This window comes from Crassaminicella profunda (genome assembly GCF_019884785.1).
In the GTDB taxonomy this organism is placed as follows: domain Bacteria; phylum Bacillota; class Clostridia; order Peptostreptococcales; family Thermotaleaceae; genus Crassaminicella; species Crassaminicella profunda.
The window spans coordinates 2,873,589-2,898,696 of the sequence record NZ_CP082326.1 but is presented as its reverse complement, the minus strand read 5'-3'; the positions used below and the strand labels follow the sequence as shown (position 1 = coordinate 2,898,696).

General features: G+C 32.6%; 18 protein-coding genes and 2 pseudogenes. 19 read left to right on the top strand and 1 reads right to left on the bottom strand.

Annotation, left to right across the window (positions count from 1 at the left end; translation table 11 throughout):
- The first annotated feature begins 142 nt into the window (after window positions 1-142).
- The 10 genes and pseudogenes from K7H06_RS13685 to ligA all read left to right on the top strand — a co-directional run bounded on the left by K7H06_RS13685 (window position 143) and on the right by ligA (window position 13,300).
- Window positions 143-892, top strand: coding sequence for a DUF3298 and DUF4163 domain-containing protein (locus K7H06_RS13685; RefSeq protein ID WP_223036599.1), 750 nt, complete (start codon window positions 143-145; stop codon window positions 890-892).
- A 199-nt stretch (window positions 893-1,091) separates the two neighbouring features.
- Complete coding sequence (locus K7H06_RS13680; protein ID WP_223036598.1) at window positions 1,092-2,006, top strand: DMT family transporter; 915 nt, start codon at window positions 1,092-1,094, stop codon at window positions 2,004-2,006.
- Window position 2,007: 1 nt separating this feature from the next.
- Window positions 2,008-2,466, top strand: coding sequence for a YbaK/EbsC family protein (locus K7H06_RS13675; protein ID WP_223036597.1), 459 nt, complete (start codon window positions 2,008-2,010; stop codon window positions 2,464-2,466).
- Window positions 2,453-3,229, top strand: a complete 777-nt coding sequence (locus K7H06_RS13670) for a PD-(D/E)XK nuclease domain-containing protein (RefSeq protein WP_223036596.1) — start codon at window positions 2,453-2,455, stop codon at window positions 3,227-3,229. The genes K7H06_RS13675 and K7H06_RS13670 overlap by 14 nt, the downstream gene beginning before the upstream one ends.
- Before the next feature lie 227 nt (window positions 3,230-3,456).
- A complete protein-coding gene (locus tag K7H06_RS13665) occupies window positions 3,457-5,247 on the top strand; it encodes a hypothetical protein (RefSeq protein ID WP_223036595.1) in 1,791 nt (596 codons plus the stop codon).
- A 46-nt stretch (window positions 5,248-5,293) separates the two neighbouring features.
- The gene (locus K7H06_RS13660) at window positions 5,294-6,133 is read left to right on the top strand and encodes an Rpn family recombination-promoting nuclease/putative transposase (RefSeq protein ID WP_223036594.1); all 840 of its coding nucleotides are present in this window, start codon (window positions 5,294-5,296) and stop codon (window positions 6,131-6,133) included.
- Between the two features lie 728 nt (window positions 6,134-6,861).
- Entirely contained in the window at window positions 6,862-7,746 is an 885-nt protein-coding gene (locus K7H06_RS13655) for a DMT family transporter (protein WP_223036593.1), read from the top strand.
- A gap of 261 nt (window positions 7,747-8,007) precedes the next feature.
- Window positions 8,008-8,763 (top strand): annotated as a pseudogene (locus tag K7H06_RS21230) (ATP-dependent helicase); the annotation flags it as partial.
- A 45-nt stretch (window positions 8,764-8,808) separates the two neighbouring features.
- Entirely contained in the window at window positions 8,809-11,286 is a 2,478-nt protein-coding gene (locus K7H06_RS13650; RefSeq protein WP_246637707.1) for a 3'-5' exonuclease, read from the top strand.
- A 16-nt stretch (window positions 11,287-11,302) separates the two neighbouring features.
- Window positions 11,303-13,300, top strand: coding sequence for an NAD-dependent DNA ligase LigA (gene ligA / locus K7H06_RS13645; protein ID WP_484795920.1), 1,998 nt, complete (start codon window positions 11,303-11,305; stop codon window positions 13,298-13,300).
- A 233-nt stretch (window positions 13,301-13,533) separates the two neighbouring features.
- On the opposite strand, the gene K7H06_RS13640 is transcribed toward ligA, so the two are convergent.
- Window positions 13,534-15,177 (bottom strand): sigma-54 interaction domain-containing protein, encoded by a 1,644-nt coding sequence (locus K7H06_RS13640; protein WP_223036590.1) that lies wholly within the window; start codon window positions 15,175-15,177, stop codon window positions 13,534-13,536.
- A gap of 494 nt (window positions 15,178-15,671) precedes the next feature.
- On the opposite strand from K7H06_RS13640, the gene K7H06_RS13635 reads away from it, so the two are divergent.
- The 9 genes and pseudogenes from K7H06_RS13635 (at window position 15,672) to etfB (ending at window position 25,106) form a co-directional block, all read left to right on the top strand.
- Window positions 15,672-17,162: an L-lactate permease gene (locus K7H06_RS13635; protein ID WP_223036589.1), complete on the top strand. Its 1,491-nt coding sequence runs from the start codon at window positions 15,672-15,674 to the stop codon at window positions 17,160-17,162.
- Window positions 17,163-17,430: 268 nt separating this feature from the next.
- Window positions 17,431-18,639 carry a CaiB/BaiF CoA transferase family protein gene (locus tag K7H06_RS13630; RefSeq protein WP_223036588.1) on the top strand — a complete coding sequence of 403 codons (1,209 nt, stop codon included), beginning with the start codon at window positions 17,431-17,433 and terminating at the stop codon, window positions 18,637-18,639.
- A 79-nt stretch (window positions 18,640-18,718) separates the two neighbouring features.
- Entirely contained in the window at window positions 18,719-19,495 is a 777-nt protein-coding gene (locus tag K7H06_RS13625; protein WP_223036587.1) for an acyl-CoA dehydratase activase, read from the top strand.
- Between the two features lie 23 nt (window positions 19,496-19,518).
- Window positions 19,519-20,739, top strand: a complete 1,221-nt coding sequence (hadB, locus tag K7H06_RS13620) for a (R)-2-hydroxyisocaproyl-CoA dehydratase subunit alpha (protein WP_223036586.1) — start codon at window positions 19,519-19,521, stop codon at window positions 20,737-20,739.
- Window positions 20,739-21,872 carry a (R)-2-hydroxyisocaproyl-CoA dehydratase subunit beta gene (hadC, locus tag K7H06_RS13615; protein WP_484795919.1) on the top strand — a complete coding sequence of 378 codons (1,134 nt, stop codon included), beginning with the start codon at window positions 20,739-20,741 and terminating at the stop codon, window positions 21,870-21,872. Before hadB ends, hadC begins: the two co-directional genes overlap by 1 nt.
- Window positions 21,873-21,921: 49 nt before the next feature.
- A complete protein-coding gene (fabG, locus tag K7H06_RS13610) occupies window positions 21,922-22,644 on the top strand; it encodes a 3-oxoacyl-ACP reductase FabG (protein ID WP_223036585.1) in 723 nt (240 codons plus the stop codon).
- A gap of 19 nt (window positions 22,645-22,663) precedes the next feature.
- Window positions 22,664-23,083: a MaoC family dehydratase gene (locus K7H06_RS13605; protein ID WP_223036584.1), complete on the top strand. Its 420-nt coding sequence runs from the start codon at window positions 22,664-22,666 to the stop codon at window positions 23,081-23,083.
- Window positions 23,084-23,108: 25 nt separating this feature from the next.
- Window positions 23,109-24,242, top strand: a complete 1,134-nt coding sequence (gene acdB, locus K7H06_RS13600) for a putative isocaproyl-CoA dehydrogenase AcdB (protein ID WP_223036583.1) — start codon at window positions 23,109-23,111, stop codon at window positions 24,240-24,242.
- Window positions 24,243-24,320: 78 nt separating this feature from the next.
- Window positions 24,321-25,106, top strand: a pseudogene (gene etfB / locus K7H06_RS13595) (electron transfer flavoprotein subunit beta).
- The last annotated feature ends 2 nt before the right edge of the window (window positions 25,107-25,108 follow it).

Sequence of the window (25,108 nt, the reverse complement as noted above, 5' to 3'; positions counted from 1 at the left end):
TAATTTTTTTGCAACAATATTATAATAGACAATGGAACAAATTGGATTACGTATTTCTATGAAAAAAACAGGAGTGTATAATTTGAAGGAACGATATAAAAACTAAACAACTGAATGGAAAGGTACTATTAGGAGGTTTAAAATGTGTAGAAAGATAGTAACTCTAGTTTTAAGTATAATGATTATAAGTAGTATGTTTACAGGATGTAGAAAAGAACAAGAAGCAAATGATGAACAAGAAGAGGTTCATAATACCTTTGAAAAGAGTACATTTGGTGATAATAAACATAAAGAATTAAAGGATAAAGATATTGGATATGATCTAGTAACAAAAACATATACTGAAAAAACTAAAAATATGGAAGTAACAATAAAATATCCTGTTATCATAAATATGGCAAACAAAGAAGTAGAGAATAAGAGTAATAAGATGATAGTAGAAAGAATGGGCGTTTATGATGAACCTATTGAAACAGATGATGAAGCATTTAAGGAAACGTTACAAGGAGATTATGAAATAACTAGAAAAACAAAAAGACAATTAAGTATAAAATTTTCAAATATTGCATACATGGAAGGAGCCACTCATCCTACTAGCCATATAGATGCTGTGACATTTGATTTGAAAACTGGAGAATTATTAGGCATAAAGCATTTGTTTAGACAAGATATTGATTATAAAAATAGATTAAATAATGTATTAAATGAAAAAGTAAATGAATTAGATTTTAAACTTTTTGACGAGTACAAAGGAATAGAAGAAAATCAGGGATTTTATCTGACAGAGAATCGTTTAGTTGTATATTATCAAGAAGGAGTATATACACCTCATGCAATAGGGCCACTTTTTCTTGAAGTATCATTTGATGAGATGAAAGATATCTTAAAATGATTTTTAAAAGTGCCTGTTTGTTTAGTTATAGAATTAAATAATTAAACAAACAGGCGTTAATGATTATTGCAAATAAAGAAATTACAATATACAATGGAAGCAATTACAATATTGATTGGAATGGAAAAGCATAAGTGAAAGAAGAATATAAAAACTAAACAACTAAATTGACGGGCACTGAAGAGAGGAGGCGATTTATATGGATGCTATCCTATTATTTGTTACATTCCTTTGGGGAATAAATCCTACAATTATGAAAATAGGATTAGTACATATACCACCAGTTCCTTATAATGCTCTGAGGATGTTCTTTGCAGTAATTACATCATGGATCATTGTTATGGTGTGTGGTTCTTATGAAAAAATTGAAAGGGAAGATTTTAAAAAGCTATTTTTTATAAGTTTATTTGGATTTTTTATCTTTCAGCTGTGTTTTACTATGGGAGTGAATATGACTACCGCAGGGAATGCATCTTTAATTTTAGGAACATTACCTATAACGGTAGCTTTGATTAATAAGTTTTTGGGAACAGAGAAGATCAACTATAAAATGGTCTTAGGGATTATTCTTTCAGTCTTTGGTGTAGTCTTAATTATCATGGGTTCAAATAAAGCATTTGGATTATCGAAAAATCATATAAAGGGTGGCATGTTATTATTGATTGCACAGATTGCATATGGGTACTTCACAGTATTTTCAAAGGAAGTAGCAAAAAAGTATTCTAACTCTTTAGTGACAGCTATTATTGTAAGTATTACAGCAATTTTATTTACAGTAGTATCTTTTAAAAGTATTATTTCTACGAATTGGATAAACATTCCTATTGCTGGATGGTTAAGTAATGCATATTCAGGTATATTTGCTATATGCATAGGGAATGTTTTGTGGGTATTTGCTGTGCAGAAAATAGGGAGTACAAAAACATCTTTGTACAATAATATACAGCCTATTTTTGCTATTATAACAGGATATATTGTTCTTGGTGAACCCTTTGGATTTATTCAGTTCATAGGAGCGATAACCATCTTTATAGGATTATATATGACAAAGAGACATAAAGAAAATAATGAATTGACCAATACAGATGAAAATATGATTAAAAGGAGGTTTTAAAATGAGTATTGAAAGTGTGAGAAAGCAATTTCAAGAACAAAAATTAAATCTAGAGGTACTTGAGCTAAATCATAGTAGTGCAACAGTAGAGCTTGCTGCTGAGGCAATTGGTGTAGAACCTAATAGAATAGCAAAAACGATGGCTTTTAGAGTAAAGGATCATGAGATATTAATTATTTCAAAAGGAAATGCGAGGATTGATAATAGAAAATATAAAGACTATTTCAATGCAAAAGCAAAAATGCTAAAAGCGGATGAAGTATTAGAGATTACTGGACATCCAGTAGGAGGGGTATGCCCTTTTGGTCTTGAAAATCCCTTAGCTATTTATTTGGATGAATCTTTAAAAGAATTTGACTATGTTTATCCTGCTGGAGGATCACCCAATTCAGCAGTGAAGACAACTATTGAACAATTAGAAGAGGTAACAAAAGGTATATGGGTGGATGTGTGTAAATAATGGTTTAGACTTTGACTTTATTGCTAAAATATTAAGGAGTGCTTACGGGAATTCTAAGGGTGGTCAAACGGTAAAAATAGAGCTTGAGGATTTAATCAAAGGAAAAGATATCGTAAAACCTATCAATGAAGATATAGTCATGAAGGATGTAAATAAGGATTCAGAAAATGTATGGAGCTTTTTACTTTTTAGTGGATACTTAAAGGTGGTTCATGAGGAGTTTAAACGAGGAAAAACCTATTGTCATTTAAGAATTCCAAATTTAGAAGTAAAATACTTATACGAAGAAATAGTTATGTCTTGGTTTAGTGAAAGTGTAAACACGGAAAAATTTGATTATATGCTAAAAAGCTTAGTAAAGGGAGATATAAAAACATTTGGAAAGATTCTAAAGGAATTTGTACTAAGTAGTGTTAGCTATTTTGATACAGGTGGACATGAAAGCGAAAAAGTATATCATGCTTTTGTACTAGGAATGCTTATAGCCCTTTGGGATAATTATGAAGTGAAATCAAATAGAGAAAGTGGCTACGGAAGATATGATGTGGCTTTAATTCCAAAGGATCAAAATAAAATAGGTATAATCATAGAGTTTAAAAAGGTAGATCATGATGATCAAGAAACACTAGAAATAGCAGCAAAAAACGCATTAAAGCAAATAAGAGATAAGGAATATAAAAAAGAGCTAGAGGATAGAGGAATCAAAGAAATAATAGAGCTTGGAATAGCCTTTGAAGGGAAAAATGTATTGGTGATGAAGTAACTGACAAAAATTAAGAGTGCTATCATCTTCGGGGGAATTACCATAGTAACCCATTTCGAAGAGAGAGGCACTCACTATTTTCTATAATAATATATGCAATTATATATATAATATACAATAAATATGTTTTTTCATTGATATTCATGCATATTCATATACTTTAAACTAATTATAACATATGTTATGATTATGTCAAGAGAGAAACAGATGAGATTGTGAGGTATGATATGGATAAAAAATTTTCGGCGAAAAAATATTTTATATTTGGGTTCAAAAAATATGTTATGAATGATAATAAAATATTAGCTCAAAACTATATGCCAAGCATAAGAGAAATTTTATGCGATTACATAGAAATTTATAAAGAAATCAATAACAATAGTGGACAAGAAAAATTAGAGAGAGCTAGAAATGATTTGTTAAAAGCATTAAAGTTTTTTTGTGAAAATAGTATTTTTTTCGAAAAAGGTATTTATAAAATAGAAATTAAAATTTTGACTGATCAAATTGAACATTTAAGTGATAAAGGAGATCAAAACAAGATTCTGAAATATACAAAAATATACAAAATCTGCAAATCGCTAGTCAAAAAATTCAATAAAGACAATATATATGCTCATCTAATTAATATAGCTATGCAGTCAGATAAATATATTGAAATTGATAAAGTGATAGAAGCTTTAATTAGTGAATTATTATATGATGGATATTCGTTAAAATACCTTGATGTTTGGTATAATGAAAATGTTGGGCGTCAAGAAATTAATGATAAAAATATAGATAATATTATTGGTGAATTTCAAAAATTAAAAAAGGGAAAAGATAGATATATATATTATTTGAGCGTATTTGATAAAAATAAGAAGATTAAAGAAGAACAGCTTATTGATTATAATATAAAGTTAGTTAAAGAAGAATATGGAAAATTAGTATTAATAAATAAAGAAAATGACAAAAACGTTAAAAATTACATTCAACATACTAAGGAAGATGATATTTTTAGAATTGAAATGAATGCAATGGATATATATAAAGGATTAGAAGTGATTGTCAATGCTTTTGATTCATATTTTCAAATGATAAATTATTTATTAGCAAATGATAAAATAATTTTGAAAGATAAGTGCATTGTTAAGTTGACTGAGGGTAATTATACTAAATTACGCATACAGTCATATGATAATAAAATATTATTTTCAAATATAGAAAATAGAGAACGACAAGATATAGAAGATTTTATAATGCATAGAGATAGTGCATATAATACTTTGATAAAATCAGATGAAATAGCTAATATTCAAAGAGCTATAAACATAGTAAAAGGTCAAAAAGATCAACTTAAGGAAAATAGACTCATAAATTTGTGGTCAGTTTTAGAATATTCTTTAACATTTCATGAGGGTGTAAGTATTATATCTAAAGTAAAAGAGGTAGTTCCTAAAATAATTTGTTTATATGCAATAAAAGATAAGTTAAATGTATTTTGGAGTAGATTGTTTTGTTATAAAGGTAATGAAATCGATATTGTGGAAGAATTTATAAAAGAATGTAAAAGAGTAGATGATGATTATTATTATGATTTGAATAATCTTGTTCAGTTTATTCTAAAAAAAGGTAAATCATTATTGGATGAATTTGAATTCAATGATGTGCTTAAAAGAAATATAGGTGAAATAGGAAAGTTGCTAACTGATGTTAAATACAGGAAGAAATATATTAAAAACAAACATGATGAAGTATACTATGATTTGGTGAGAATTTATAGGGCAAGGAATGTTTTAATACATTCTGGAAAGAGAACTATGGCAAATATGGATTATAAATCTTTAAGATTATATAATTATAACAATAGTTTACTTGGTGTAATTGTGTATTATAAGAATAAAAATCCATATTTAACCATAGGGGAAATATTAAATTCTATTGATTATACGTACAATGAGTATTTAAATATATTAGAAAATGAAAAATCTTCAACTATAGATATTTGTAAACCACAGTATTTGTTTATAGGCTGATTAATAAAATGATTACAATAAATTTTTTTAAAAGGAGAAAAATACTATGGGCAGACTTAACCCAAAAGTAGATTTCGTTTTCAAAAAATTATTTGGAAGTGAAGAAAACAAAGATATACTGATTGCTTTTATCAATTCTGTATTATCAAAAGATGAACAAATTGTAGATATAGAACTGAAAAATCCATATAATCTAGCCAACTATAGAAATGGAAAGATGAGTATATTAGACATAAAAGCAGTAGATGAAAAAAACATATGGTACGATATAGAAATGCAAATTGCAGAACAAAGCTTTTATGACAAACGAGCATTATATTATTGGGCTAAGGTATATTCAGATCAGATAGAGAGTGGAGAAGATTTTGATTTATTAAAAAAGACAATAGGGATTAATATACTAGATTTTGATTTTCTAAAAGAAGAAGATTATCACAATATATATAGAATCTATAATGAAAAAAGCAAAGAAAAACTAACAGATCTACTTCAAATTCATTTCATAGAGATATCAAAATTCAAAAAAGACTATGGAGAAATCAAAACAGCACTAGATCGCTGGACAGCTTTCTTGAGTAAAGCTTATGAATTTGACAAAGACACTATACCAAAAGAACTAGCACAGGATATGGCGGTTAAGAAAGCAACAGAAAAATTAGATGTTATGAGTCTAAATAATGAAGAAAGAGAAATGTATGAAAACGAACTAAAAGCCATGAGAATAAGAAAAGCAGAAATCAAAACAGCAGAAAATAAAGGACGTGAAGAAGGAATAAATGAAGGAATTATAAATACAGCAAAAAACTTACTGGCAATGAACGTAGAAATAGAAATCATATCAAAAGCAACAGGACTAAGTAAGGAAGAAATAGAAGCTATAAAATAATACATTTTGCGAGGGTCTTTGCGTAGTCAAAAACACGGGAGACGCTCGATTGTTGAAAATACTTGATTGTATGTGGTTTTTCTGGTAAGATGAGTATGTGAAAAACAACAAAAAAAGTAGACCCTCGCAAACTGAGAGTTTAGGCTAGTAAAATCAATAGGTGTAGAGGGGTGCTATTAGAAGAAGAAATAATTCCCTTTGGGAATTGAAACATTCTGATTTTGGATTTATCACTATTGTATTTCTTATGCCATTAGAAAAAGATATAATTCCCTTTGGGAATTGAAACTGACTTATTCGATAATCATTTAAAGAAAATTCAACTTTATTAGAAAAAGATATAATTCCCTTTGGGAATTGAAACTGAAGGAAGCTGATGGCGGTTGCTGGAACGAAACGGTAGATTAGAAAAAGATATAATTCCCTTTGGGAATTGAAACAATAAAATATCAACACCTAATCTTAAGTTTGCAATAGAATTATTAGAAAAAGATATAATTCCCTTTGGGAATCAAAAGAATGAATTAAAACGCTAGATATATGTATTCAACACATACAAAAGCTAGCGTTATTTTTATATAAAAAAATGTTATTGAATGGGAATAGAAGTAGGTATAGATGTTTGTTGCAAACTACGAAGCTATAGTATACAATGAAACAAATCATAAGATGATGAATGAAGATCAAAAACCAATAGCTGAAAAAATATTAGAAAGGATGGGTAGGAAATGAGAGGGCTTTTACTATTAGTAATATTTTTTTGGGGAATCAATCCTACCATAATGAAAATAGGATTAGTGCATATTCCACCTGTTCCTTATAATGCTTTAAGAATGTTTTTTGCAGTTGCAACATCGTGGATGATTGTTAAATTCACAGGTTCTTACGAGAAAATTGAAGCAAAGGATTTTAAAAGACTCTTTACAATAAGTTTATTTGGATTTTTTATTTTTCAGCTATGCTTTACAATCGGTGTAAATATGACTACTGCTGGAAATGCATCCTTGATTTTGGGAACATTACCCATAACGGTAGCCTTGATCAATCGTTTACTAGGAATAGAAAAAATCAATCATAAAATGGTCATGGGGATTATTCTTTCTGTAGTAGGAGTTGTTTTAATTATTATGGGGTCTAATAAAACCTTTGGATTTACTATAAATCATATGAAGGGTGGCATGTTGATACTTATAGCCCAAATTGCATATGGATATTTTACAGTTTTTTCAAAGGACATGGCTCAAAAGTATAATAATTCCTTGATAATGGCTTATATTGTAACCATTACAGCCATTCTATTTACAATGGTTTCAGCTCCTCAGATTATGGCTATGGATTGGATAAGTATTCCTCTAGCAGGATGGCTTAGCAATGCTTATTCAGGGATCATTGCTGTATGTATTTGTAATGTTTTGTGGGTGTTAGCAGTACAAAAAATAGGGAGTACGAAAACAGCTTTATATAACAATATTCAGCCTGTTTTTGCTATTATTACAGGATATATCGTTTTAGAAGAACCCTTTGGATGGGTTCAGCTAATAGGAGCTATAACTATTTTTATAGGATTGTATGTGACGAGAAAGAACAAAGAAACCCCTCAAGCTATGAAATAGTATAGGTTTGAAGAGGTAATTTCGTGCTGATTATAAAAAGATTTCTTAGGAATTTAACATATAAAGATGAAACGCTAGAATGTATATTTCATATACAGAACCTAGCGTTATTTTTATGCAAAACAAACGTTCGACTTCCCCTACAGAAAGAACAAAAAATATGATATACTGTTTGTTATGGAAGTTTTAAGATAGACACTATAGAAGCTACAAATAGATAAAAAAACTTAAGAAATATATACAAATGAAAGGAGAGTTTTTATGGATTTATCCATGCTCAATCCTCCACAAAGGGAGGCGGTTTTAAAAACAGAAGGACCATTACTGATACTAGCAGGGGCCGGATCAGGAAAAACAAGGGTGTTGACTCATAGAATTGCATACTTAATAGAAGAACTAGGGGTTTACCCAGGAAATATTTTAGCTATCACTTTTACGAATAAAGCAGCTAAAGAGATGAAATATAGGGTAGAGGATTTATTAGGACGATTTACGGATATATGGGTGAGTACTTTTCACTCATCTTGTGTAAGAATTTTAAGAAGAGATATTGATAAGATAGATTATACAAGTGATTTTGTCATTTATGATGGAACGGATCAAAAGGTTGTAATAAAGGAATGTTATAAAGAGTTAAATATTAATGATAAATTGTATCCTATTCCTATGGTACTAAGCCGTATTAGTGAAGCGAAGGACAAAATGTTTACACCAAGAGAATTTGATAAAGAGTATGCAGGGGATTTTCAAATGGAGACTATTGGGAAAATCTATCGACTTTATCAGAAAAAATTAAAGAAGAATAATGCGTTAGATTTTGATGATTTGATTTTTAAGACGGTGGAATTATTTGAAAAGGATAAGGTGACTTTAGGCTATTATCAAAACAAGTTCCAATATATTATGGTGGATGAGTATCAGGATACTAATCAATTACAATATAAATTAATTTCTATGCTTGCGGCAAAGCATGGAAACCTTTGTGTGGTAGGGGATGATGATCAGTGTATTGTAGAAGGTTGTAAAGTAGAGACAAAATCAGGAAAAGTTTCTATAGAGGAAATGAAAGAGAATGATAAAGTACTTTGTGCATCAGGACAAGCTGAAACTATGATTGGTACTGTAGAGAAAAAAATGAAAAAGGAATACAAAGGGGCTATTGTAAAAATTAGAACAAAGTTAGGAAAAGAAATAAAAGGAACACCGAATCATATAGGATTTGCTAGACTCAATCCACAGCCAGGAGTGCATTATGTTTATTTAATGTATAAGAAGGGATATGGATATCGTATTGGTCAAACCCAAGGAGTACGAAGTAGAAAAGGCGAGATTACAAATGGCTTAGCTGTAAGACTGAATCAAGAGCATGCAGATAAGATGTGGATTTTAAAGGTATGCTTTAGTAAAGAAGAAGCTTCTTATTATGAACAATTATATGCTTTTAAATATGGTATTCCAACAACTGTATTTCATGGAAATGGAAGAAGAATGGCACTATTTCAAGAGCATATAGATAAGATTTTTAAGGAAATTGATACAGAAAAAGCTGCTGTGGGATTGATGAATGATTTATGTATTTTTGAAGAATATCCACATCATTTATGTAATGCAGTGATTCGTGGTCAATCCATAAGAAGAATCGTGAATGTTACTTCCTTTGGAGGAAGAAAAACAGGAGCAGATGCAGGTTGGTATGCTCACAGAATAGGTTTTAATACATCAGGGGAAGATTTAAAAGAAAAGATAAGTAAAGATTTTCCTGTAAGAGATGGACAAAGAAATACATGGAGAGTAGAAACGGAAAGAAAGGAATACGATGAAGCTTATCTTTATGCAAGAGATTTAGCTGGATTAGATGATTCAATTGAAATTGTAAAGAAAGCAAGATTAACAGAGGGAAAGAGCTTTTATTATATGCCTTTAGCTCACATGAAACCTACTATGAGTGTAGCTGTATATGAAGACGGAAAAATTGTAGAAGATTTTATAGAAGAAGTTGTTTTTGAAGATTATGAGGGGTATGTATATGATTTATCAGTTCCTCATTTAAGACAATATATATGTGAAGGAATTGTTGTTCATAATTCGATTTACAGCTGGAGAGGGGCAGACATAAGAAATATCTTAAACTTTGAAAAAGAGTTTAAAAATTCTACAGTCATCAAGCTAGAACAAAATTACCGTTCTACCCAAAATATATTAGATGCTGCAAACTGTGTCATTAAAAATAATAGAGGAAGAAAGAGCAAAAAGCTTTGGACATCACAAAATAGTGGAGATGTATTAAGATATTATCGTGCAAACAATGAACACGATGAAGCTCAATTTGTCGTGAAGCAAATAAGAGATATGGTGGATACAGATGGAAGAAATTACTCAGAATTTGCTATGCTTTATAGAACCAATGCTCAATCTCGAGTACTTGAGGATATGCTCATGAAAGCAGGAATTCCTTATCGTATTTATGGAGGGTTAAAGTTCTATGATCGAAAGGAAATCAAAGACCTTGTTGCTTATCTTCGTTTGATTCAAAATCCTGTAGATGATGTAAGTCTAAAAAGAGTTTTGAATGTTCCTAAAAGAGGAATAGGGGCTAGAACCATTGAAAAAATACAAGAACCTGCCAATGAAACAGGCGAGAGTATGTTTAGTGTTTTATTAGATGATGAATTGATAGATGGTTTTTCAAGAAGAGTAAAGAAAGGCATTAGAGATTTTGTTATGCTGATTACAAGATATGGACTTGAGAAGGAAACCATCAGTGTAACGGAATTAATCAAGAATGTATTAGAAGAATCAGGATATATGGATGAACTGAAAAAAGAAGATACGGTAGAAGCTCAGTCAAGAATTGAAAACTTACAAGAATTTTTATCTGTTGCTATGGATTTTGAAAAATCAAGTGAAGTGAAAACTTTAGAAGAATTTTTATCTAATATCTCATTGGTATCAGATCTGGATAAAATGGAAGATGAAGATAATGCTGTAGTGCTTATGACGCTACATAGTGCAAAGGGACTAGAGTTTCCTGTTGTATTCCTTGTAGGAATGGAAGAGCGAATTTTCCCTAGTGGAAGATCTTTAGAAGATGATAGTGGTTTAGAAGAAGAAAGAAGACTTTGCTATGTGGGGATTACAAGAGCGGAAGAAATATTGTATTTAACTCATGCAAAAATGAGAATGCTATATGGAAGAACGAATTATAACCCTATGTCTAGATTTATTGATGAAATAGCAGACGAGTTGATTGATCGAGATAAGGAAGAAATGATGAAAAGAGATCGAATGGCTTTAGCACCAGCACAAGGAATTTATAGAGGAGTAAGTATGAGTAGTACTCCTAATACTATGCAAAAGAGTACGAATGCTACAGGCTCAAAGGAAGCAAAACCTGGTAGTAAAATAAAACATGATAAATTTGGAATAGGTACGATTATTTCAGTGAAGCAAAAAGGAAGGGATACAGAGCTTACTATTGCTTTTAATAACGCTGGGATTAAAAAACTAGTTAAGGAGTATGCACCTATTATGGTATTATAGTGGAAGGAGGATACACGTGAACAAGGAGGAAGCACGCAAAAAAATTGATGAATTAACGGATTTGCTTAATGAACACAACTATAAGTACTATGTACTGGATCATCCTGAAATTACAGATTATGAATATGATATGATGATTAATGAGCTAATCAATTTAGAAAAACAGTTTCCAGAGTTGACTCGTGAGGATTCACCAACCCAGAGGGTTGGAGGAGAGCCTTTGTCATCATTTACTCAGGTACAGCATAATGTACCTATGTTAAGTCTTAGCAATTCCTATAATAAAGAGGATCTAATAGATTTTGATCGAAGTATTCGGAAAAGCATTGGAGAAAAAATAGAATATGTTGTAGAACCTAAAATTGATGGATTGTCTGTAAATTTAAAATATGAAAAGGGTAAATTCATACAAGGAGCTACTCGTGGAAATGGTATTGTGGGAGAAGATATTACGAAAAATTTGCGTACGGTAAAGACCATTCCATTGAAACTAAAAGAAGAAATTGATATAGAAGTAAGAGGAGAAGTTTATATTTCCCGGGAAACATTTGTAAAATTAAATCGAAAACAAGAAGAAAATGGAGGAACTATTTTTGCAAATCCTAGAAATGCAGCAGCAGGTTCTTTAAGACAGCTTGATTCCAAAGTAACAGCGAAAAGAAACTTAGATATATTTGTTTTTAACATTCAAAGAATGGAGAATATGAATATTAGTAAGCATATAGAAGGTTTTGAATACCTGAAAAGCTTAGGTTTTAAAACTTCTATATATGAAGTCTGTAAAAGTATAGAAGAAGTTGTAGACCAATGTGAAAAATGGTCAGAAAAAAGAAGTAGCCTAGGGTTTGAAATAGATGGTCTTGTGATTAAAGTAAATGATTTAACGCAAAGAGAAAAGCTTGGAACAAGATCTAAAAGTCCAAGATGGGCTATTGCTTATAAATTCCCAGCAGAGCAGCAAAAGACTAAGGTGAAGAATATAGTTGTTCAGGTAGGAAGGACTGGAGCTTTAACGCCAACAGCAGAACTTGACCCTGTAAGAGTAGCAGGTTCTGTCATCAGTCGAGCAACATTACATAATGAAGATTATATAAAAGAGAAGGATATTCGTATTGGAGATACGGTGATCATTGAAAAGGCAGGAGACGTGATTCCAGCAGTAGTAAGAGTAATATTTGATGAACGAACAGGAAAAGAAGAACCTTTTGAAATGCCAACCATTTGCCCTATTTGCAAAGAAGAAACATTCCGATTAGAAGGGGAAGCTGTTACAAGATGTATGAATGCTGCTTGTCCTGCACAATTGAGAAGGGGACTGATTCACTTTGTATCTAGAGATGCCATGAATATTGATGGACTTGGAGAGTCTATCGTTACATTGCTTTTAGAAAATGAATTAATTAAGGATGCAGCAGATTTATATTATCTAAAAAAAGAAGATCTTCTTCCCTTAGAGAGGATGGGAGAAAAATCTGCTCAAAATTTAATAGATGCTATCGAAAAATCTAAAAAGAATGATTTAGAACGAGTTATTTTTGGTTTAGGAATCAAACTCGTAGGAGCAAGAGCTGCAAAGCTTTTAGCAGATGAATTTAAAAGCCTAGATGGATTGATAAAAGCAAGTGATGAAGAAATCACGGCGGTTCCTGAGATTGGACACAAAATGGCAGAGAGTGTTGTAGCCTTTTTTAAAGAAGATAGAAACCTTGAAATTGTAGAAAAGCTAAGAGATGTTGGTGTAAATATGCAGTCTCTTAAGGAAAATGATGAAGAAGATGAAAATATAGAAAAGAAATTTGAAGGATTGACCTTTGTATTAACGGGAACCCTTGAAAAATACAAGAGAAGCGAAGCAAAAAAAATAATAGAAAACTTAGGAGGAAGGGTTTCAGGAAGTGTAAGTAAAAAGACCAGCTATGTATTAGCAGGAGCTGAGGCTGGCTCGAAGCTTGAAAAGGCTAATCAACTTGGTGTAAAAGTCATTAGTGAAGAAGAATTTGAACAGATGGTTTAGTAAGAAGGATGTATAAAATGCATCTTTCTTTTTTCTTTTAATTAAGAATATATTAGGATGGATGATAATAGAAAAAAGTAGAAAATGTAATTATAAATTTTGGACAAAATTAGAACAGTAAATATATCACAGAAAAATCCATGAGATATATTTATAATCTAACAAATACAGTAGAGAAAATATATGATAAGAAAAGGGCAGATTGAAGAAATTCAATGGCCCTTATGTATTTTTTACAGTTGAATGTGACCGTTTTTTATTTTTCTATGAATTGTGGATTGGTTTATTCCAAGTTCTTTTGATGCTCTATTGATAGAACCATATTTATGGACAGCTTTTGAAATCATAATTTGATCTACTACACGGTATACCTCATTTAGATTTGTATAGCCGTTAATTATTACTGAAGATTGATTAGCTGAGGGTGACTCATTGATAGTATCAAGATTAATGAGCATATTAAATTCATCCTCCCTAATTATATCTTTTGTAGAGAGAACTACAAATCGTTCTATCATATTTTTTAATTCTCGGATATTTCCCGGCCAATTATATTCGTGAAGAAGATTCATGACGGTGGGAGAAATTTTCAATTCTCGATTATACTTCTCGTTATAAAATCTGAGAAAATATTCAATTAACGGTAGAATATCCTCTTTTCTATCTCTAAGTGGAGGGATTTTTACAGGAATGACGCTGAGTCGGTAGTATAAATCTTGTCTAAATTTTTTATTGGCATGTAATTCGTCATAGGGAATATTGGTGGCACTAATATATCTGATATCTACACGCATTGGTGTATGGGATCCTACTCTTGTAAGGGTATTTTCTTGTATTACACGCAGAAGTTTCTTTTGCATTTCCATAGGTAATTCACCAATTTCATCTAGAAATACGGTTCCGACATTTGCTTCCTCTAGTAAGCCTTTTTTACCACCTTTTTTAGCACCAGTAAAAGCACCTTCTTCATAACCAAAAAATTTAGATTCCATAAGTTCAGTAGGGATTGCGCCGCAGTTAATGGCGACAAAAGGTTTTCCTCTTCTCTGACTGTAACGATAAATTGTTTTTGCAATAATTTCCTTTCCCACACCGGATTCACCGTTAATAAAAATAGAAGAATCAGAAGAAGCAGCTCGAATAACAATTCTTTTAATATTTTCCATGACTGTACTTTTGCTGATGTATTCAGTAGTTTCTGGCTGTGGAGTATCGAATTTCATTTGGTTTTCTAGCTTGATCAGTCGGGTAATATCTCTGCCTGTTAATACACCTCCCTTTAAATCTCCGTCAGAACGAAAAAATGGTACAGCAGTGTAGGCAATTACTTTACCATTTGGATATGTTACATTTCTATATAGTTTTTTCTTAGATTCTAACATATCAATTATTATAGGGTTAGTTACAAGACCTTTTTTAGCAATTTCATAGATACTGGTTCCAATTACTTCAGAGCGGCTAAAGGGAAGGATATCATCACAGAGTGGATTCATTTTTTCGATTACCCCATATTCATTAAAAATCACAACAACCTCATCAATATGCTCAATTACTTGATCAATAGTTGGGTTATCTAGAATAGATTTATCAAAGAGATAAAGTATGTTTGTTTCATTATTATTATCTTTAAAGGAATAAATAGTTACACGAGAGTTCAAATGCTTGATTTTAAGAGTGTGGATAAATGGTTTGTGCTTTTTTATCTTTTGAAAATCAAAATCAGGATCAAGACTTTGAATGTTTTTAGGTTTTTTGACACGGATATATTTAAAGATATTGTCTAGTATGATATTTGTATATAATATTTTGCCTGAATGATTGCAGACAATTGCAGGATTATATAGCTTATCTAAGAAATCATTGCAAATATTATTCATTTAACACCCAGCCTTTCTCAAATAATCATAGACAACATAAAAAAAAATGTTGTCTATATGAGGTGAATTAAAAATATAAGCAAGTATAACTTTTAGGTTATGAGGAGCTACTTGCTTTTCAAGTGAAGATAATTTTTGCCTATCTATATCTAATTATAACAAATAATAACATAGTTTATGATAGATTACTATAATTTTTAGAATGTAAATTATAACAATTGGCAAAAATAGTCTAGTTACAAAAACCACTTGCAAAATGCATAATATTCATGCATTTTGCAAGTGGTTTTTGCAAGGGGGGGCACAGTCTATTTTAAAAAGGTTGATTTCAAAGGGGGTGCACATTGAGAAAAACTTGGCACGATATTTGCTCTAATATGATTATAGCGAAAAGTGGTGTGGATTTTCAGTAGATTTATGTCGTATGTAGTCAATTTATTTACTGGAGAGTAGGTTGGAATTGACTACAAATCTTATTAATTGGAGGAGAGAAAATGATGATGCTGTTAGCAATATTACCAATCGTAGTAGTTTTAGTAGGGATGATAGTATTAAAAAAATCTGCAGTAATCGTATCCCCCTTTACACTTATATTTACTATTATTTTAAGTATTATTAGCTTCAATGCAGTTACAGGTGAATTGGTAACTCAAACATGGAAAGGTGTTATGTCAGGGGGGAAAATAATTTTCCTTGTTTGGGCTGCTTTCGCTATGTTAGTAATGCTTCAGAAAACAAGGGCAATGGATGGAATCAAAATTGCACTTGCAAGTATAACAGACGATAAAAGAATTCTTTTAATTATGATTGGTTTTTGTTTTAGTATTTTTCTTGAGGGAGCGGCAGGAGCAGGTACACCAACTGCAATTTGTGCACCATTTTTAGTGGGTATTGGATTTACTCCACTATCAGCAGCAATTGCAGGTATGCTTGGAGCAGGTATTGCACCTTCTTGGGGTGGTGCAGGCGCAACCACTATTGTTGGTCATTCAGTAGTGGCAGAGCATATTGCATTGCAGGATGTTACAGCTATTTCAGGTAGACTTGCTATGCTTGGTGCATTTGTAGTTCCTATTATTATGATTTATGCATTAATTGGGAAAAAAGGTTTCAAAGGCTTATGGGGTTATTTGTTATATATAGGAGCAGTATTAGGTGCTTCTTTCTTCGTTATTTCAAATTTTATAGGAACAGAAATTGTAAGTTTAGGATGTGGAGCCATTGGTATTATTGCAAGCCTTATTTATGTAAAGGTATCAAAGCATCAGACACCGGAAGAATATAAATACGTTCCTGAAAAGTTATCGCCAGAGGAGAAAGATTTAATTCCGAGTACGATGAAATCGTTTGCACCTTACTTGATTTTAATCATTGCATTACCTGTCATTAGATTTTCTTTTCCACTTGCGGTATTGGCTAAATATGGATATGTTGTTTGGATTGCAGTTGTAATGTTTATTATTGTTTTCATTGGATCGATTATATTAAATAATGTGAAAGGTTACGTTTCTTATTTAAAAGAAGGCTTAATAAAGGTAATACCAGCATTTATTTCAATGGGAGCATTGTTATCTGTAGCAAATATTATGAAGTCTACAGGAATGCTTAATATTATTGCACAAGGTTTAGCAGATATAGCTGGAAGTGGATACCCGGTAGTTGCAGTATTAATTGGTTCTCTTGGTACATTCATAGCAGGAACTGGACTGGGATCTAATGTAATGTTTGGACCAATGCACATGCAGGCAGCAGAATTATTAAGCTTAAACAAGGTTGTGCTATTCTCTGCTCAAAACGTAGGAGGGGCTATTGGTAACATGATTTGTCCTAATAATATTGTTGCAGCAGCGGCAACTGTTGATACTTTAGGGCAAGAGGGAGAAATTATGAAGAAATGTATTCCTAGTTGGCTGGTACTTGTAGTCATTTACGGTGTTGCAGGGTTGCTTTTTGCACATGTATTATTCCCGACTTTTGGAATGTAACTGGATTTTAAAAAGTATTTAATCATGCATAGTAGAGTTATATAAGAAAAAAGAGCATAACTTTTCGCTAAAGATAAGTAAAAATTGCAAGATGCAAGTGAGAGAATTGCAAATCGCAAGTGGCTTGAATGAAAAATACAACAGCGTGAAATGAAATCTTTTGATTTCACGAGATTTTTTATAAATAAATGAAGTTGGCATAGTTATTGCTGATTAATAATGTAGTAGGTGCAAGATAAAAAATATATTTGCAAAGGAGAATGAGAATATGAGTGATAAATGGCTATTGAAAGGTGTTAAAGTAGTAGAATTTGCAACATTTGTAGCAGCACCGAGCTGTGCAAAAATGTTAGCTGATTGGGGTGCTGATGTTATTAAAGTAGAACCTATTTCAGGAGAAGGTCAGAGAAAAATTGGTTTATCCTTCTCATCACCAGCAAAAGAGGATGAAAATCCTTGGTTTGAAAATGAAAACTTCAATAAAAAAAGTATTTGTGTGAATATAAAAAGTCTTGAGGGAAAAGAAGTTATGGAACGTTTGCTTTCTGAAGCAGATGTTTTTGTAACCAACATAAGAGTAGAAGCTTTGAAGAAAATTGGATTATCTTATGACCAGTTAAAGGAAAAATATCCTAGACTTGTATTTGCTCAGGTTTTAGGTTATGGAGAAAAGGGTCCGTTAAAAGATAAACCAGGTTTTGATTACACAGCTTACTTTGCAAGAGGTGGTGTAATGGCATCCCTTATGGAAAAGGATACGTCTCCTTTAAATGGTGCAGCAGGTTTTGGGGATCATTATACAGGCGTTGCGTTGGCAGCAGGAACTTGTGCAGCACTTGTGAATAAGACAAGAACAGGCAAAGGGGAAAAGGTTACCGTAAGTCTTTATCATATGGGGATCTATGGCTTAGGTTGTATGATTTTATCAGATCAATATGGAAATAAAATGCCTATGACAAGATTAAGTCCTAATTCGGCAGTATGTAACTCCTACCAGTGTAAGGATGGAAGATGGATTCAATTAGCGTTAATTCAGTATGATCAGTGGATTGAAAGATTCTTTAAAGCTATCAATAGAGAAGAATTGATGAATGATGATAGATATAATACGCATGCAGCAATGATTCAAAATGTAGAAGAAATGGTTAGTGTTGTAGCAGAGGCTATGCTTGAGAAAACTTTAGACGAGTGGGAAGAAACTCTTCTTCAGTATGATGTACCTTTTGAAAAAGTTCAACGTTGTGAAGATATTGTTAAGGATGAACAGGCTTGGGCGAATGATTATCTGGTGAAGAAAATCTATGATTCTGGTAATGAGGGTGTTTTAATCAATACACCAGTAAAGTTTGGAGAAATGGGAATTAGAAAAATGACTTCGGCACCTAAAATTGGAGAAAAAACAGACGAAATTTTAAGTTCTGTGGGCTATTCACAGGAAGAAATTAAAAATATGAAAGAAAGTAAAGCAGTAAGATAACGTAAGGATAGAGATTATTTGCACTGTGATTTTTCTGAAGAATTCAATTCTTTAGAACATTCAAGAAAGGATAAATGATATGTATACAATGGGATTAGATATAGGTTCTACAGCCTCTAAGGGTGTGATTGTAGAGGATGGCAAAAATATTGTAGCTATTGCAATTATTCCTTTTGGCACTGGAACAACAGGACCAACAAGGGCAGTAAATGAGTTGTTTAATCAGTTGTCAATTGAACGTAGGGATATTGAAAAAGTAATTGTAACAGGTTATGGAAGAATGAAATATACAGATGCTGATAAACAAATCAGTGAGCTTAGCTGTCACGCAAAGGGTGTACATTTTCTTATACCCACGGCGAAAACGATCATTGATATTGGTGGTCAAGATGCCAAGGCATTAAAGCTAGATAAACAAGGAAAACTGTTTAATTTTGTTATGAATGATAAATGTGCTGCTGGAACAGGGCGGTTTCTGGATGTTATGGCTAAGATACTAGAGGTTCAAGTTTCTGACCTTGGAGAATTATCTGCAAAATCTACACAAGAAATTCAAATTAGTAGTACATGTACTGTATTTGCAGAATCTGAGGTGATTTCGCATTTGTCAAATGATATTCCTGTAGAGAATATTATTGCAGGAATCCATGATTCTGTTGCTAAAAGAGTGTCATCTCTTGCTAAACGGGTGGGAATTGAAGATGATGTAGTAATGGTTGGTGGTGTAGCTCGAAATAGTGGTGTTGTAAGAGCTATGGAAAAATCAATTGGAAAGAGTATTATCGTTCCTGAACTAGCGCAGTTAACAGGAGCTTTGGGAGCAGCTTTGTATGCTTTTGAGGAAGGAAAAAAATAAGGGAATTTAAGAGGTGGATAAAAATGAGCAATAAATTAACATCTAAAGATGTGATTGCCAAATTATTGGCTGATCAATATGCAAATGCATTTAAAGCAAAGGAAAAAGGAGAACCAGTTGGGTGGTCTACTTCTGTATTTCCGCAGGAACTTGCTGAATGTTTTGGACTCAATATTTGTTATCCTGAAAATCAAGCGGCTGGAATTGCAGCAAAAAGAGAATCTTTAAAGCTATGTAATATTGCAGAAGACAAGGGATATTCTATTGATTTATGTGCTTATGCAAGAACCAATTTTGGTTTTCTTGAAAACGGGGGATGCGAAAGTTTAAATATGCCAAGACCTGATTTCCTTTTATGCTGTAATAATATTTGTAACCAAGTGATCAAATGGTATGAAAATATTTCAAAGGAATTAAACATTCCTTTAATTATGATTGATACTACCTTTAATAACGAATATGAGGTGAGTCAGGAGAGAATTGATTATTTAAAAGGTCAGTTTGAAGAGGCGATTAAACAGCTTGAGGTGATTTCGGGTAAAAAGTTTGACCCTAAAAAGTTTGAAGAGGTAATGAAGATATCCGCAAAAAACGGAAAACTGTGGAAATATTCTATGAGTTTGCCAAGTGCAGAACCTTCTCCTATGAATGGTTTTGATTTATTCAACTATATGGCTGTGATTGTTTGTGCCAGAGGAAAGCAGGAAACAACAGATGCCTTCGAATTATTAATTGCTGAGCTGGAAGAGAGAATTAAAAATAAGGAAACAACCTTTAGAGGGGAAGAAAAATACAGAATTATGATGGAAGGGATTCCTTGCTGGCCTTATATAGGATTTAAAATGAAAACCTTAGCAAAATATGGTGTGAACATGACAGGGAGTGTTTACCCTGATGCATGGGCTTTAGACTACGAGGTCAATGATTTAGATGGTATGGCAAGAGCATATAGCAGTATGTTCAATAACGTAAATTTAGACAGAATGTCACAATACAGAATTGATTCTTTAAATTTAGGAAAATGTGACGGTGCATTCTATCATATGAACAGAAGTTGTAAATTAATGAGCTTAATTCAGTATGAAATGGAAAGAAAAGTAGCAGAGGCAACAGGATTACCATTTGCAGGTTTTGATGGAGACCAAGCTGATCCAAGATGTTTTACACAGGCACAGTTTGAAACTAGAATTCAGGGTTTGATTGAGGTAATGGAGGAAAGAAAAAAAGCAAGGGGTGAAAAATAATGAGTACGATAGAAGTTATCTTTGAACAAATGAATGAAGTTATTAGTAATCCCGGGTGGGTTGTGAAAAAATACAAAGAAGAAACGGGAAAAAAGGCAATCGGATGTTTTCCTGTATATTGTCCTGAGGAAATTATTCATGCTGCAGGCATGCTTCCTGTAGGTATTTGGGGAGGGCAGACTGACCTTGAACTGGCAAAACAATATTTCCCCGCATTTGCATGCTCTATTATGCAATCTTGTCTAGAATATGGATTAAAAGGAACTTACGATGATTTAGCAGCAGTTATTATTCCAGGAATGTGTGATACTTTAATTTGTATGGGGCAGAACTGGAAAGTTGGAGTGCCACAGGTAGAATATATTGCACTTGTACACCCTCAAAACAGAAAAATTCAAGCAGGTATTACTTATTTGAAGAGTGAGTATGCCAATGTGAAAAAGAAACTAGAAGAAATCGGAGGAATTGAGATTTCCAATGAAGCCATAAATAATAGTATTGCTATTTACAATGAGCATAGAAAAACAATGAGAGAGTTTGTTGAAGTTGCTGCAAATTATCCAAATGTGATTACTCCTTTAAAGAGAAATATAGTAATCAAAAGTGGTTACTTTATGGAAAAAGGAAAACATACAGCTTTAGTAAAAGAATTAATGGATGAAATTGTAAAAAAACCTGTTGGAAAATGGAATGGAAAAAAAGTTTTGCTATCAGGAATTTTAGCTGATTCTAAAGAATTATTAAGTATTTTAGAGGAGAATAATATGGCGGTTATTGCGGATGATTTAGCACAAGAAACAAGACAATTTCGTTGTGATGTTCCAGAAGGTGAGGATGCATTAGATAGATTAGCAAGACACTGGTCAATTTTTGAGGGATGTTCTTTAGTGTATGATCCTGAGAAAAAACGAGGTTCTATTATTGTAGATGAAATCAAGAATAAAGGAATTGATGGTGTGGTATTTTGCATGATGAAATTCTGTGATCCTGAGGAATATGATTATCCTTTAGTAAAAAAGGAAATTGAAGATGCTGGTATACCGACCTTGTATCTAGAAATTGACCAGCAGATGGAAAATAACGAGCAGGCAAGAACAAGAATTCAGACATTTGCCGAAATACTAAGTTCATAAAATACCTTAGAAAATGCAAATGATTGTGTGAAATTTTGAGGAGGTTGTCATGAATAAATTAGAAGGTAAAGTTGCAATTGTAACAGGAGCATCACAGGGAATTGGAAAAACAATTGTAGAAAGCTTTGTAGCAGAAGGAGCGCAGGTTATTGGTGTGGACTTAAACAAGTTACCCTATAAAATGGAAAATGTGGAAGGGTATGAGGTTAGTGTAACTGATAGAGAGGGTTTGAAAAATTTCTATAATACAGTTATAGCGAAATATGAAAAAGTGGATATTTTGGTCAACAATGCAGGTGTAACCAAAGATGCATTGACTGAAAAAATGACAGAGCAGATGTGGGATTTTGTAATAGATGTAAATTTAAAAGGTGTTTTCAATTTGACACAGCTGGTAGGACCACAAATGCAAAACCTAGGCAGAGGGTCAATCATTAATCTTTCTTCTATTGCAGGTATTTATGGCAATTTAGGGCAATCAAATTATGCGGCAACTAAGGCTGGTGTCATTGGTTTGACAAAAACATGGGCTAAGGAATTTGCAAGAAAAGGTGCTCAGGTAAGAGTCAATGCTATATCTCCCGGCACTGTTAACACAGATATGTTTAAGGCTGTACCAGAAAAGGTGATTGAAGAATATAAGAAAAAAATCATGCTGAGAAGACTGGCTGAGCCAGAAGAAATCGCAAAAGTAGCGGTATTCTTAGCTAGTGATGATTCTTCTTATGTAACTGCTCATGTACTCAATGTAGATGGTGGTATTAGACTTTAATCAAGGGGGAGGAACATCAATGATGGGGAAAAGTATAAAGGAATTGAATATTGGTGATGAGGCATCTATGTCAAGAACGGTCACTGAGGCTGATGTGATTCTATTTGGCGGTGTAAGTGGTGACTTTAATCCTGCTCACTTTGATGAGGAATATGCAAGGAAAACACTATTTAAAGGAAGAATTGCCCACGGTATGATTGCAGCAAGCTATGCCACAGCTGTATTGGCTATGAAACTTCCAGGGCCTGGCTCCATTTATCTAGGGCAAGAGATGAAGTTTTTAGCACCTGTAAGATTTGGAGACACAGTAATAGCTAAGGTTGAGGTTTTAGAAAAAAATGAGGGAAAAAACCGTGTAATTTTAAGAACCTACTGTACTAATCAAGATGGAAAATTAATTTTGGATGGGAAGGCAACTATACTTCCCCCAATAAAATAAATTTAAAATTGAAATGGAGGATATTATGTTATTCAAAAAAGAACATGAACTTTTACAAAAAGCAATTAGAGATTTTGTAAATACAGAATTAGATACTTTACCAGCAGAAATGGACAAAACAGGTGAGATGCCTAGAGAATTGTTATACAAGCTAGCAAAATACAAATACTCTAGTACTGTTGTTCCCAAAGAATATGGTGGAGCAGGTGCAGATTATCTTTCCTATGCAATTGTAATGGAGGAAATAAGTAGAAAATGTTGTTCTACTGGAACTTATGTGACCGCAGGATCTTCTTTGGTTGCATTACCAATTCTAAACTTTGGAATTGAAAAACAAAAACAAAAATATTTAAAGCCATTAGCTTTAGGTGAGATGGTAGGATGCTTTGGATTAACTGAACCTGGGGCAGGATCTGATGCAGGAGCACAGCAGACAGAAGCTATTTTAGAGGGTGATTATTATATACTAAATGGAAGAAAATGTTTTATTACTAATGCGCCATTCTGTGATTTTGCCATTGTAATTGCAATGACAGACAAATCCAAGGGCTTAAAGGGTACCTCGGCATTTATTGTGGAAAGTAAATGGGAAGGATTCTCTCACGGAGCACATGAAGATAAAATGGGGATTAGAGGTACACAAACATCAGATTTAGTATTTGAAAATGTTAGAGTGCCAAAGGAAAACTTAATTGGTAAAGAGGGTATGGGCTTTAAGATAGCCATGAATACGCTAGAAGCAGGAAGAATCGGTGTTGCTGCACAGGCTGTAGGCGTTGCTCAAAGCGCTTTGGACGAAGCTATAAAATATTCAAAAGAAAGAGTTCAGTTTGGAAAAACTTTATCAAAATTTCAGAATACAAAGTTTACACTTGCAGATATGGAAACAAAGGTAAATGCAGCAAGATTATTAGTATATGATTCTGCTCTAAAAAAAGATGCAGGAAAGAAAATTGACCATGAAGGTTCTATGGCAAAATATTATGCGGCAGAAATTGCCAATGAGGTTGCTTATAAAGCATTACAGATTCATGGTGGATATGGTTATATCAAGGATTATCCAATTGAAAGAATTTATAGGGATGCTAGAATTTTATCTATCTATGAGGGGACATCACAAGTTCAGCAAATGGTAATCGCAGCAGGGATTTTGAAGTAAGAATTAGGATTACAGTAAAGAAGAAACAAAAATAAAAAAATATAGAATCATAAAATTGAGAACTTGGAGGTATATATTTTGAAAATATTAGTTTGTGTAAAACAGGTGCCAGATACAACAGAAGTTAGGATTGATAAAGAAACGGGAACTCTTATTAGAGCTGGTGTTCCCAGTATTTTAAATCCTGATGATGCAAATGCCTTAGAGGAAGCCTTGCAATTAAAAGAACAATATAACGATGTTACTGTGACTGTAATAACCATGGGCCCACCTCAGGCAGATGTTATGCTAAGAGAATGTTTAGCTATGGGGGCTGATGATGCTATTCTTTTAAGTGACAGAGCATTTGGTGGTGCAGACACTTGGGCTACCTCGAATACAATTGCGGCAGGTATAAGAAAAATTGGGGAGTATGATATTATTTTTGCTGGAAGATAGGCAATTGACGGAGATACTGCTCAGGTTGGTCCTCAGATTGCTGAAAAATTAGGAATTCCTCAGGTTACTTATGTACAGGAATTTGAATTGAATGAAAATGAAGTAACTGTGCAAAGACAATTAGAGGATGGGTATGAAATAATTAAGGTAAATACACCTGTATTATTAACTGCAGTAAAAGAACTAAATGAACCAAGATACATGGCAGTTGACAAAATCTTTGCTGCTTATGAAAAAGAAATTCCAACATGGACTATGGCAGATTTAGATATTGATGCAGAACAGGTTGGGTTAAAGGCTTCTCCTACTAAGGTGTTTAGATCCTTTACTCCTGCTCCGCGTGGTAAGGGTATAATGCTAGAAGGAACAACGAAGGAAATTGTTAAAAAATTAATTGTAGATTTGAGACAAAAACACATTATATAAGT